This window comes from Pseudomonas bijieensis (assembly GCF_013347965.1).
GTDB lineage: Bacteria > Pseudomonadota > Gammaproteobacteria > Pseudomonadales > Pseudomonadaceae > Aquipseudomonas > Aquipseudomonas bijieensis.
Genome location: NZ_CP048810.1, coordinates 205,071 through 219,182, shown reverse-complemented (window position 1 = coordinate 219,182; position 14,112 = coordinate 205,071). Strand labels below are relative to the sequence as shown.

The 14,112-nt window shown below is 65.9% G+C and carries 2 protein-coding genes; both read left to right on the top strand.

The genetic code is table 11. The features are described from left to right. The first annotated feature begins 73 nt into the window (after nt 1–73). The gene (locus tag GN234_RS00890) at nt 74–10,279 is read left to right on the top strand and encodes a non-ribosomal peptide synthetase (protein WP_176687637.1); all 10,206 of its coding nucleotides are present in this window, start codon (nt 74–76) and stop codon (nt 10,277–10,279) included. Next, nucleotides 10,276–14,112, top strand: a complete 3,837-nt coding sequence (locus GN234_RS00885; RefSeq protein WP_176687636.1) for a non-ribosomal peptide synthetase — start codon at nt 10,276–10,278, stop codon at nt 14,110–14,112. Before GN234_RS00890 ends, GN234_RS00885 begins: the two co-directional genes overlap by 4 nt.

The following is a 14,112-nucleotide window of genomic DNA, read 5'->3' as shown; positions in this document are numbered from 1 at the left end:
CAGGTCTGAGACCGGCGCGGCGCCTTGATCGACTCACTTGAGTTTTCAAGACTTTGAAATGGACCAAGCAAGCATGAACAACATCGAAGACATCTACTCCCTTTCGCCGACCCAGCACGGCCTGTTGTTCCACAGCGTCTATGAACCGGATTCGCGGGTCTATTACCAGCAATTGAGCCTGGACATGAACGGCCCGCTGCAACTGAGCGCGTTTCGCGGCGCCTGGCAGGCGTTGATGCAGCGCCATGCGGTGCTGCGCAGTGCTTTTCTCTGGGAAGAACTGGACGATGCCTATCAGGTGGTGCAACAGGAAGTGCCATTGCCCCTGACCGAACTGGACTGGCAGGACCGCGCCGAGCCCCAGGCCGCGCTGGAACAGTTGGCGCTGGAACAACGGGCGCAACCCCTGGAGCTCAATGACTCGCCGCTGATGCGCGTGTGCCTGGTACGCCTGGCCCCCGAGCGCTGGCACCTGATCTGGACCTTCCATCACATTCTCATGGACGGCTGGAGCGTCGGCATCGCCGTCCAGGAGTGGCTGGCGCTGTACTACGAACAAGCCCATGGCCGCCCTGCCAACCTGGCACCGACCCGTCCTTACCGGGACTACATCGCCTGGCTGGCGGAACAGGACATGGCCGCCACCGAAGGCTTCTGGCGCGAGCAGTTGCAGGACGTGAGCGAGCCGACCCCGCTGCCCACCTTCGCCGTACGCCAGCCAGCCCCGGCAGGGGCACCGTTCGCCGAACGGGAAAGCCTGCTGGCCGCCAGCGAAACCGAGCAACTGGCGCACTTCGCCCGCCAGCATGACCTGACCCTCAACACGCTGATCCAGGGCGCCTGGGCACTGCTGCTGGGCCAACATGCCGGGCGTGACGACGTGGTCTATGGCGTCACCGTCGCCGGCCGTCCGGAGAACCTGGCGGCGGTGGACAGCACCGTCGGCCTGTTCATCAACACCTTGCCGCTGCGCGTGCAATGGGCTGACGAACCGACGCTGGTGGACTGGCTGCAACGCTTGCAGCAAGCCAACAGCGATGTGCGCCACCACGCCTACCTGCCGCTGGGCAAGCTCAAGTCAATGACCCGCATCGCCGCGGAACAGGCGCTGTTCGACTCGATCCTGGTGTTCGAGAACTTCCCGGTCACCGATGCGCTCAACCAGGACACCGGTGGCTTGAGCTTCAGTGCCCCGAGCAACGACCAGCAGGTCGACGGCATTACCCACACCCAAGGCCGCAACCACTTCCCGCTGTCGCTGATCGTGGTGCCGGACAAACAACTGCACTACCTGATCAGCTACGACCGCAGTCGCTTCAGCGATGCCGAGGTTGCGGTGCTGTCGGCACAATTGCGCGCCATCCTGTTGGCCATGACGGCACAAGCGCAGTGCCGGGTCAGCGAGCTGGAGTGGCTGAGCCCTGAAGAACGCCAACAACTGCTCGTGCAGGGTCGCGGCGTGCAACTGCCGGTGCCCGCTGCCTGCCTGCACCAACGCTTCGAACAACAGGTGGCCGCCCACCCGGAACAATTGGCAGTCCAGGACCGCCAGGTCGCCCTGACCTACCGGGAACTGGACCAGCAGGCCAACCGCCTCAGCCAGTATTTGCGTACCCAAGGCATCGGCCACGACAGCGTCGTGGCCCTGGCCCTGGAACGCAGCGCCGAGTTCGTGGTTGCCCTGCTGGCCACCCTCAAGGCCGGCGCCGCCTATCTGCCGCTGGACCTCAAGCAACCCGCCGGACGCCTGGCCGACGTGCTGGTGGACAGCCGCGCCGCACTGCTGATCGGCGCCGCCGCCTCGCCCCTGCTCAAAGGCCTGGCCGAGCACACGCCGACGCTGTGGCTGGCGGAACAGGCCGACGCCATCGCCTCCCAGCCAGACACGCCACCGGCCGTGGCCCACAGCCCGACTGACGCCGCCTATGTGATCTACACCTCGGGCTCCACCGGCACTCCCAAGGGTGTAGTGGTCGAGCACCAGTCCATCGTCGATTACCTGACGGCGGTGCACGCGGTGCTCAACCCACCGCTGGCGGCCCGCTACGGCTTGCTGTCCAGCATCGCCGCCGACCTGGGCCACACCCAGCTGTTCGGTGCCCTGTGCAGCGGCGCCAGCCTGTTGCTGGTGGATGAAGACAGCGGTTTCAGCCCCCTGGCACTGGCCGAACTCTTCGACCAACACCCAGTGGATGTGCTGAAGATCACCCCAAGCCACCTGGCCGGCCTGTTGCAGGCGCTGCCCGATGCCCGCCTGCTGCCTCGCGCCCTGCTGGTCTTCGGTGGCGACGCCCTCAGCCCGGCGCTGTTGGAGCAGATCAACCGCCTGGCCCCCGGGCTGCGAGTGTTCAACCACTATGGGCCGAGCGAAGCGACGGTCGGGGCGATTGCCACCGAGCTGCCCGCCGGCCTGCGCAGCATTGCCCTCGGCCGCCCGCTGCCCAACCGCCAACTGCAAGTGGTGGATGCCAAGGGTCGCCTGGTACCCACCGGTGTATCCGGTGAGCTGCTGATCAATGGCGCCCTGGCCCGAGGTTACCTGCACCGCCCGGACCTGACCGCCGAACGCTTCCACCTCGACGCCGATCAGCAACGCTGGTACCGCACCGGCGACCGCGTGCGCTGGCAAGTGGACGGTCAATTGGCATTCCTCGGCCGGGTCGACAGCCAGGTCAAGATCCGTGGCAACCGCCTGGAGCTGGGCGAAGTCGAGGCGCAGCTCAAGCGCCTGTCGCCACTGATCGAACAGGCGCTGGTCCGTGCCGTGGAACTGGACGGCAGCCTGCGCCTGGTGGCCTACCTGGTCGCCAGCCAATCGCTGTCCGCCACGAAACTGCGTAACGACCTCGCTGCGCGAGTGCCGGACTACATGGTGCCGGCGCACTTCATCACCCTCGACGAACTGCCCCTGACCCGCAACGGCAAGGTCGATGTACAGCGCTTGCCGCTGCCGCAGAAACCCACGGACGACAGCGCCACCCACGTGGCCCCGCGCAATGAGGTCGAAGCGCAGTTGGCCGCTATCTGGCAGGAGGTCCTGAAGCTTGAACGTGTCGGCGTGCATGACAACTTCTTCGCCCTGGGCGGCGACTCGATCATCAACTTGCAGATCATCGCCCGCGCCAACCAGCAGGGGCTGAAACTCACCCCGCGTCAGCTCTTCGAGAACCGCACCATTGCCGACATCGCCCGGGTGCTGGGCGCCGATGCCAACCAAGGCGTCGCGCAAGCCATTGCCGATGGCTATGACCTGCCGCTGGCCGCCGGGCAACTGGCGCGCCTGCAACAAGGACCGCTGCACGCGACTTGGCGTTGCGTGGCGCTGACCCAGGCCATCGACAGCGAACTGCTGACCCAGGCTATCGTCGCCTTGCAGCAACACCATCAGGCCCTGCGCCTGGCGCTCAAGGTCCTGCCGGAGGGCGAGTGGCAGCAACGGGTACTGGTCGCGGCCAAGGCCCCGGTCATCACCATCGAAAAACTTGCAACCTGCGCCCCGGCGCAACTGCAAGCCCTCGCCCAGGCCGGTGTCGATGGACTGGACTTGGATGCAGGCCAAACCCTGCACGCCAGCCTGCTGGAAGTGGACGGCAAGTATTCCCTGCTACTGGCCGCTCATCCGCTGAGCCTGGACGAAGCGTCCTGGTCGCTGCTGCTGACGGACCTCAACCTGGCCCTGGCGCAGTTGCGCTATCAACGCCCGGTGCGCCTGTCCTACACCGGTGGCGATTTCACCCAATGGACGCGGCACCAGCAGGCCCATGCCCAGGGCGACGCCCTGGACGACGCTTGGGAACACTGGCTGCAATACGCCGGCCTGGAACCGCTGCAACTGCCCGCTGGCCAACAGCCGGCCAGCATGATCGAGCAGGCCCTGCCGGCCACCACTTCGGGCGAGCTCAAGCGCCTGGGCGAGGTGCTGCAACTGGACTGGCATAACCTGTTGGCCGCGGCCGTGGCCGAACAATGCCGTGAGCTGTGCGGCGATGGCCTGGTCGCGCTGAGCGTGCACGGCGCCCGTCCGAACGCCGAACGCTTGCCGGTCGCTGCGCCGATTGCCGTCGCCGACCTCGACCCGGCGCGCATCGTGGGGCCTCTGGAATTGGCGGTGCCGTACTTCCTCCAGCCCGCAGGCGACAGCCTGCTGCAACGCTTGCAGGCACTGGCCACGCAGATGCGCGCCTATCCGCAGCACGGCGTCGACTACGGTGCCCTGCGCTACCTGTCGGACAATACCTACCTGCAAGAACCGCTGCGCGAGTTGCCGGCGGCAGCGGTCGCCATTCGTTGGCTGGGCAACCTCGACAGCCACCGCGAAGAACGCGGCATCCTGGCCCAGGTCGAGGCCGCAAGCCCATCGCCGACGTCGACTTGCCCGCTGACCCTGGACGCCTGGTGGCAGGACGATTGCCTGTACCTGCGCAGCCAGGGCGCCCTCGCCGCCGACTGGGCACCGCGCCTGGCCCAACGCCTGAACGACCTCGCCGGGCTCGCTAGCGCAACCGACCTGCGGCCTGCCAGCCAAGCCTTCCCGCTGTGCCACAAGCAAGCGGCGACCCTGGCGGCCGAACCGCTGGACTGGTTGAACATCGAAGACGTTTACCCGTTGTCGTCGATGCAACAGGGCATGCTCCTGCACACCCTGTTGCAACCCCACAGCGGCATCTACCTGATGCAACAGCGCTACAGCTGGGACGGGGTATTGCAACGCCCGGCGATGGAAGCCGCATGGCAGCTGTTCCTCCAGCGCCATCCAATGATGCGCACCGCGTTCTGGTGGCAGGACGACCACGAGCCGCTGCAATGCGTGTATCGCCAGACCCACCAAGCGTTCGACTGGCAGGACCTGCGCCATCTCGACGAAGCGCAGCAGCGCCAGGCGATGGACCAGGCCCTCGAAGCACAGCGCCTGCAAGGTTTCGACATGGCCTGCGCGCCATTGACCCACCTGCGGGTGTTCCAACTCGATGAGCGACGCTTCGCCGTGGTGCGCAGCTTCCATCACATCCTGACTGACGCCTGGTGCTTCGGCCTGCTGATGGAAGATCTGCTGGCGATCTACCAGGCCATCGTGCGCCAGGAGCCGGTGGCCCGTCCGCGCCTGCGCTCGTTCCGCGGCTACATGAGCTGGCTGGAACGTCATGACATGGCCGCCGCACACGCGTTCTGGCAGGCCGAGATGGCCGGTTTCAGCGAGCCGACGCCGTTGCATGTGGACAGCCCCGTGGCCCGTCCGGAGCAGGCACCGGAACAGGTCGGCGACTTCGACCAGACCCTGAGCATCGCCCAGACCCAACGTCTGCAGCAGCTGTGCCAGCAATACCAACTGACCCCCAACACCTGGATCCAGGGTGCCTGGGCGCTGTTGCTGTCGCGCTACAGCGGCAATCGCGATGTGCTGTTCGGCGTGACCGTCGCCGGCCGCCCGACGGACCTCGCCGGTGTAGAGGAAATGGTCGGCCTGTTCATCAACAGCTTGCCCCTGCGCATCGATGTCGACCCCGAAGCGCCAGTGGCCGATTGGCTGCAGGCGCTGCTATCCCACAACGCACAGCTGCGCGAACACGAAAGCGCCTCGCTGGTGGACATCCAGCGTTGCAGCCAGGTGCCGCGCGGCCAGCAGCTGTTCGACAGCCTGGTGGTGTTCGAGAACGCGCCGCTGGACATCAGCAGCGTGCAACTGGATGCCTTCAGCATCGACATCTACGAAGACCGGGTGCACACCAACTTCCCGATGACGGTGGTGTTGTACCCCGGCGACCGCCTGGGCATTCGCCTGTCCTACGACAGCCAGCGCTTCAGCACTGATACCGTGCAGCGCATGCTCGGGCATTTGGTGCAGCTGCTTTCGGGCATGCTGGAAACGCCCCAGGCGCCCCTGGGCAGCCTGCACATGCTGCCCGAGGCGGAACGTCGGCAGTTGCAGATCGACTGCAACCGCAGCGCCGTCGATTTCCCGCTGGAACGCGGTTATGCGGCGCTGTTCGCCGAGCAAGTGCGCAGCCGCCCGCAACACCTGGCCGCCGTATGCCAGGGACAATCGCTGACTTACGCCGAACTGGACCGCCGCGCCAACGCCATCGCCCACACGTTGCAAGCCGCCGGTGCCGGCCCGGAAACCCTGGTGGCGCTGTTCGCCGAGCGGGGCCTGACCTTGCTGACGATGATGATCGCCACGCTCAAGGTCGGCGCCGCGTTCCAGGCCCTGGACATCCAACAGCCCCACGCACGCCTGGCGGAGCTGCTGGACCTCGGTGAAGCGCCGCTGTTGCTGGTGTGCGAGCACGCGACGTCGACGCTGGACAACGTCCTGCCGCAGCTGCACAAGCAACCCACCTGCCTGATCGCCCAGGCGCTCTGGCAAGGCCGTGAACAGCCGCCAGTCAGCTACGTCCACAACCCTGATCAACTGGCCTATGTGATCTTCACCTCGGGTTCCACCGGCACGCCAAAAGGCGTCATGGTCGAACAGCGAGGGATGCTCAACAACATGTTCGGCAAGGTCCCGAGCCTGGGCCTGGGTGAGCACGACCGCATTGCCCAGACGGCTTCGCCGGCGTTCGATATCAGCGTCTGGCAGTTCCTCGCCGCGCCGCTGTTCGGCGCCACCGTGCACATTCTTCCCGATGCCCAGGCCCACGACCCGGTGGCCCTGCTCGATGCGGTCGAGGAGCAGCGGCTGACGCTGCTGGAAACCGTGCCGGCACTGATTCGCGGCATGCTCCAGGAAAGCCAGCCCCATCATACCCTGGCGAGCCTGCGCTGGCTGCTGCCCACCGGGGAGGCGTTGCCGCCGGCCCTGGCCCGGGACTGGTTCGCCCGCTTCCCGGCCATCGCGTTGATGAACGCCTACGGTCCGGCCGAATGCTCGGACGACGTTGCCTTCTACCCCATCACCCAAGCCCCGGGCGACGACTGCCTGCACATGCCCATCGGCAAGCCGACCGCCAATAACCAGGTGTTCGTTCTCGACTCAGAACTGCGCCTGGTTCCCATCGGTGTACCCGGCGAATTGTGCATCGGCGGTGTCGGCGTCGGTCGCGGCTACCTGCGCGACCCGCAACGCACCCGCGAAGCCTTTGTCCCGCACCCGTTCCAGGCCGATGCGCGCCTGTATCGCAGCGGTGATATCGGCCGCATGCGTGCCGATGGCGTGATCGAATACCTCGGCCGTCGCGACCAGCAAGTGAAGATCCGCGGTCACCGCATCGAGCTGGGCGAAATCGAAAACCGCCTGATGCAACACCCGGCGGTGGACAGCGCGGCGGTACTGGCTCTGCCCGACGCCCGCGGTGCGTTGCAACTGGTGGCCTGGTATGTGCTCGACGAAGCGGCCGACCTGGGCAACGAGTCGGCCCAACAGGTCTTGAGCGCTTACCTGGGCCAGCAACTGGCAAGCTACATGGTCCCGGCCCGCTGGCTGGCCCTGGCGCAATTGCCACTGAACGCCAATGGCAAGGTCGACCGTCGCGCCCTCGCCGCCCTGGGTGTACCCCAGGGCGAGACGGCACAGGCGCAAGGCATGGCACCGCGCACGCCAACCGAGAAAGTGCTCGCCGAACTCTGGCAGGAAATCCTTGGCCTGGACGAGGTCGGTGTGCACGACGACTTCTTCGCCATCGGCGGTCATTCGCTGCTGGCTACCCAGGTGTTGTCGCGGATCCGTCGACGGTTGAACGTGAACCTGCCGCTGCGCACGCTGTTCGAGCGTGGCACCCTCGAACAACTGGCCGAGGCAGTGGATCAGCAGCGCGATGCCCGGACCGAGGCCGACGGCGACACCGAGATGGCCCTGGCGCCGCGCGACCAACCGTTGCCGCTGTCCTACAGCCAACAACGGTTGTGGTTCCTGGATCGCTTCGAAGGCCCGAGCGCCGCCTACAACATGACCACCACCGTCAGGCTGCGCGGCGCGCTGGACATCGCGGCGCTGCAAGGGGCCTTGCAGGCGGTCTTCGAGCGCCATGAATCCTTGCGCACCGCGTTCCACCTCCACGGCGACCAACCGTGCCAGGTCATCAGCCCGGCACCGCTGGTTGACTTGACGCCGACCGAGCTGAGCCACCTCGACAGCGCGGAACAGGGACAAACCCTGCAACGCTTGATCAATGAACAAGCCGCACGCCCGTTCGATCTGCAACAGGCGCCGATGTTGCGCGCCAACCTGCTGCGCCTGGGCAGCGATGATCATGTGCTGCAACTGGTGCTGCATCACATCGCCACCGATGCCTGGTCCATGGGCATCCTGATGCAAGAGCTGATCGTCGGGTACCAGGCCCGCACCAGCGGCTCGACACCGGTGCTGCCGACGTTGCCGATCCAGTTCGCCGACTACGCCTACTGGCAACGCAGCGAAGCGCAACAGCGCCTGCTGGCACGGGCCATCGACTACTGGCGCCGCCAGCTCGACGGCGCGCCCACCTTGATCCCGCTGCCGCTTGATCTGCCACGCCCGGCGCGCCCCGACTACCAGGGCGCGGCCCTTGAACAACGCTTCACCGCGGCCCAGACGCAAGTGCTCAAGGCCTATGCGCAAGAGCAACGGGCGACGCTGTTCATGGTACTGCTCAATGCCTTCAACAGCCTGTTGCAGCGGGCCACCGGGGCCAACGACTTTATCGTCGGAACCGACCTGGCCAACCGCGAACACCCAGCCCTGGAACACCTCATCGGGTTCTTCGTCAACGTGCTGCCGATCCGTGCTCGCCTGAGCGAGGGCGAAACCTTCGATGCCCGTCTGCAACGCTTGCGCGAGGATTGCCTGTCGGCATTCCAGCATCAGCAAGTACCGTTCGACAAACTGGTGGAGGAATTGCAGCCGCCGCGTACACCGGGGGTCAACCCGCTGGTGCAGGTGCTGTTCGTCATGCAGAACACGCCTAGCGGCAATGCCAGCCTGCCGGACCTTGAGGTGGAACATCTGGTATCGCGCCAGGAAAGCAGCAAGTTCGACCTCGCCGTGTTCGTCGAGGAGGACGAAGAACAAGGCCTGAGCGTGCGCTGGGTGTATCGCACCAGCGTGTTGCAGGAACAGACCATCCAGCGTCTCGAACAAGGCTTCGAGCACCTGCTGGAGCAGATCGTCGCGGCCCCGGCGCAGGCGCTGGACCAATGGTCGTGGCGCCTGGAGGGCGGCAACGCCAGTGCGCCATCCCAGCCTGATTCGGCGCTGGACGAGGCTACGGCTCGCAGCGCACGCAAGCAGTCGAAACTGAGCAAGCTCAAGCAGACCCGTGCAACCGCCGTGAGCCAGGTGGCCCACGAGCAAGTCCGGACCCGCACCCTCGATGCCGGGCAAGCCTTGCCGTTGGTGATCGAGCCGATGCTCGGCGACCTGGACCCGGTGCACTGGGCGCTGCAAGCCCGGGAATGGATCAACGCACAGCTGCTGACCCACGGCGGCCTGCTGTTCCGAGGTTTCAACCTGCCGGATGCCGCCGCCTTCGAGCAGTTCGCCCAGGCCATCGAGCCCGACCTCTACGGGACCTACGGCGACCTGCCGAAAAACACTTCCGGCAAGAACATCTACCACTCCACGCCGTACCCGGAACAGCACATGATTCTCTTCCACAACGAGAGCTCCCATCTGCCCCAGTGGCCGCGCAAGCAATGGTTCTACTGCGAAACGCCGGCACCCCGTGGCGGCTGCACGCCCATCGTCGATTGCCGGCAAGTGTTGGCACGTTTGCCGGAAGACATCGTCGCCCGTCTCAAGACCCAAGGGCTGCTCTACGTGCGGCACTTCACCGACAAGCTGGATGTGCGCTGGCAGGACTTCTTCAAGACCGAACAGCGCGAGGAAGTCGAACGCCAATGCCTGGCGTCGGGTATGCGTTGGGAATGGCTGGGGGCCGACAACCTGCGGATCGCCCAGCACTGCCCGGCCATCGTCGCGCATCCCGAGACTGGGGAACTGTCGTTCTTCAACCAGGTGCAACTGCACCACACTGCCTGCCTGGAACCGGAGGTGCGCAGCAACCTGATCAGCCTGTTCGGCCCCGGACACCTGCCACGCAACGTCTACTACGGCGACGGCAGCGTGATCGAGGACGCGGTGATGCAGGTGATCGGCGAGGCCTATGAGGACTGCGCGGTACGTTTCAGTTGGCAAAAGGGTGACATGGTGATGCTGGACAATATGCTGGTGGCTCACGCCCGGGACCCCTTCGAGGGCGAGCGCAAGATCTGTGTCGCCATGGGCCAGATGATGCGTCGTGAGCAATTGACCGGGCTGCTGCCTGAAGTACAGCCGTCGCCGGTTGTGGAGGTGCAGGCATGAGCGCTTTTGAAAAACGTGAAGAAGCCTTCGCCCTCTCACCGCAACAACGCAGCCAGTGGTTGGCGGGGTTGCCAGCGGTGCGCCTGGAACTGGAAATCAAAGGCCCGTTGGCCCTGGAACGCCTGCAGCAGCGACTCGTAGCCCTGAGCGCATGCCACGAGGCCCTGCGCCTGCGGGTGCGGCCCGAGCCGGGCTTGCTGATGCCGTTGCAGGTGGTTGAATCCACCGTCACGGCAGCGGACGCCATCGGCGTCGAGGTGCAATCGATCAGCGATGATCGGCGCCGGGTGACGCTGCAACTGCCGGCACTGAGCGCGGATCGCGGGACCTTGCTGCGCTTGGCACAGGCATTGGCCTCGACGGATGCGCCATCGCTGGATGACGAGGCCATGACCTATACCCAGTACAGCGCCTGGCTCTACGAATTGCAGGCCGATGAAGACGCCGAGCCTGGCCGGCGCTTCTGGGCCAGCCAGGCCCTCGATGAGCCGGCTGCCAGCGAACTGCTCTACCGCCAGGTACGCAGCGACTGTCCCGACGCCCCGGTGACCACGCGCCTGAGCGCCAATCCGCAGTTGAGCACAGCCCTGGACAGCTTTTGCCAGCGTCACGACGCAACGCCCGAGCAGGTGCTGATGGCGGCCTGGGGCGTGCTGTTGCAGCGCCTGAGCAGCGGCGACAGCCCGGCCCTGACCTTGAACTGGGTCCACGATTGCCGCGACGACTACGAAGAGCTCGCCGACTGCTGGGGATTGTTCGCCAAGCCCCTGCCCCTGCGCTGGCAACCGGCGGCGGACAGCGCGTTTGCCCAGGCCCTGGCAAACCTGCAGGTACTCTGTGAGCAAGCCACGGAATGGCAGGAATACTGCGCTGTCAGCACGACACCGCCAGCCGACGCCGCGCAGTACGGTTTCCAGTGGGCCGGGCATCTGCCCGATCGGCTCGACACCTTGGGCAGCCTGGCATCGACACTCACGGTGCTGGACGCCCAAGCCATCCCGGCGGGCATGGAGCTGCTGCTGGTAGCCGAAACCATCGCTGGCGACTATCGCCTGAACCTTTGCCACCTACCGGGCCGCTACAGCGAGCAAGCCGCCCGGGTCCTGCTGGAGCAGTTCCAGTCGCTGCTGCTCGATGCCCTCGCCAACCCCGGCAAGCCCCTGGCCGAGCTGTCAGTGCAGGCGCCGAGCTTCACCGCGACGCTGGCCGCCCTGCAGGCGCCACTCGACGCTGCGGCGCTGGCGTTTGCCAGTGTGCCGGCGAGCTTCGACGCGTGTGCCGCGCAATTCCCCGAACACTTGGCCCTGCGCGACCACAACGGGCAACTGAGTTACGCCCAGTTACAGGCGCGCAGCAACCAACTGGCGCATTACCTGCGCGCCCAGGGTGTGGGTCGTGAAGATCGCGTGGCGTTGTACCTGGATCGCTCGGCACAGATGGTCCTGGCCATGCTCGCCGTGCTCAAGAGCGGCGCGGCGTTCGTCCCCCTGGACGTGCATCAGCCGGCGCAACGCACCCTGGCCATCCTGCAACAGGCACAGCCCGCCTTCGTCCTCAGCGGTTCGGCCGGCAGTGCCCCGGCGTTGCCCGACATCGGCAGCCTCGACCTGCGGGATGAAGCGACCTGGCAGCAAGCACCTACCACGGCAATCGACGTCGAGATCCAAGCCCAGGACGCGGCCTACGTGCTGTTCACCTCCGGCAGCACCGGCACGCCCAAAGGCGTCATCGTCGAGCATCGCCAGCTCGCCAGTTATGTCACCAGCGTGTCCCAGCGCCTGGCGCTGGCCGCCGGCGAACGCAGTGCGGTGGTCACTTCGCTGGCGGCCGACCTGGGTTACACGTTGCTGTTCCCGGCACTGCTCAGCGGCGGCGAATTGCACCTGTTGGACAAGGAAACGGCCATGGACGCCCAGGCCTGGGCAGCCTGGCAGGCGAAGTACCCGATCGATCACTTGAAAATCGTGCCGTCGTTGCTCGACGCGTGGTTGATTCATGCCCAAAGCGCTGCGGTGCTGCCGCGCAAGCAATTGATCCTCGGCGGCGAAAGCTGCTCGCGGCGCCTGCTGCAAAGCATTCGCAGCCTCGCGCCGGCCCTGGCGGTCTTCAACCATTACGGCCCGACCGAAACCACCGTTGGCGTGGTGATGCACAAAGCCGAGCCGGCCATGGATTATCGCCGCCTGCCCCTGAGCGATCGCCTCGACGGCATGCGCCTGTACCTGCTCGACGAGCAGCAAGCGCTGGCCGCCCCCGGGCAAAGCGCCGAGCTGTATATCGCCGGTCCACAACTGGCTCGCGGTTACCTGGACGCGCAACAAAACGCCGGGCGTTTCATCGAGCTGGCGCAACTGCCTGGCGAACGCCTCTATCGCACTGGCGACATGGCCCGCTATCGCCATGACGGCAGCCTGGAAATCACTGGGCGCGCCGACCGCCAGGTGAAAATCCGTGGGTTCCGCGTAGAGCTCGATGAGATCCAGGCACAACTGACCGCTCTTCCCGGTGTGGCCCAGGCGGCCGTGGAATGCATTCCCCGTGGCGAACTCGGCCAGCAATTGTTCGCCTTCATGACCCTGGCACCCGGGCATTCGACCACGGTCGCCAGGCTGCATGGCCAGGCCCAGGATTGCTTGCCGGACTACATGCTGCCCACCCTGCGGATCGTCGAAGCCTTGCCGCTGATGGGCAACGGCAAACTCGACCGCAAGACCTTGCAGCAATGGGCCGACAAAGTCCTCGACACGGTTGGCAGTGCCTTGCCGCGCACGCCGCTGGAAGCGCTGCTCGCCGAGGTCTGGGCACAGGTGTTGGGCCTGGAGCGGGTGGGCATCGACGATGATTTCTTCGAGCTGGGCGGCCATTCCCTGGCGGCGGTGACGCTTGCCAGTCGCTTGCAAACCGCGCTGTCGGCCCCGGTAACGGTCAATGCCGTGTTCAACGCCCCGAGCGTCTCGGCGTTTGCGGCGCTGGTGCAGGCCGAGCTCAAGCTCTCGCCGCTGGTGCGGTTGTCGGCACCCAACACTGTCGAAGCCGCCAACCTGTTCTGCTTCCACCCCTCCACCGGCCACGTGCAGGACTACCGCACGCTGCTGGCGCCGCTTTCGGATTGGCATCTGTGGGGCTTGCAGGCGGCCTACCTGACCGACGACAGCACAACGCTGGGCGGTGATATCGAGAGCCTCGGTGCGCTTTATGTCGAGCACCTGCGCCAGCAGCAGCCGCAAGGGCCTTATCACCTGCTGGGCTTCTCCCTCGGCGGCCTGCTCGCGATTGCCGCGGCCGCGCGCCTGGAAAGCCAGGGCGAGGAAGTGGCGTTCCTCGGTATCATTGACTCGCAGTACCAGCATCAAGCGCCGCAAGACAGTGTCGAAGTGCTGCTGGAATCGGCCTCCCAAGCACTGACGCCAGACAGCCAGGCGGTGTTGCGCCAGTTGCCGGCGCCGATCATGGCTGCGCTGCTGGAACAACTGGACGCCCTGCCCCCAGCGGCACGCCTGGCGGAGTTGGTCCAGTGGGCACGGCAACAAGGCCTGCAACTCGATGGCGACAGTTGGGAGCATTTGCAGACGCGGCTAAACTACCAGCAGCATACGCAGCATCTGCTGGCCACGTTCAAGCCCGCACGGTTGAGCTGCCCGGTGCATGTCTGGTGGGCCAGCGATACCCTGGCCGAGGCTGAGTTCGCCGACCCGCATTGGGAAGGCCTGAGCAGTGGACCGTTGACCCGTGAGGTCATCGCGGCGCAACACCTGACTATTCTTGAGCAACGCGCCTTGCATGAACAATTGGCGGCGCGCCTCACGGCCATTGCTACACACGGAGCGGTTTGA

Coding starts and splice junctions, on each gene's coding strand:
- GN234_RS00890 (WP_176687637.1), top strand. CDS start 74: ATGAACAACATCGAAGACATCTACTCCCTTTCGCCGACCCAGCACGGC.
- GN234_RS00885 (WP_176687636.1), top strand. CDS start 10,276: ATGAGCGCTTTTGAAAAACGTGAAGAAGCCTTCGCCCTCTCACCGCAA.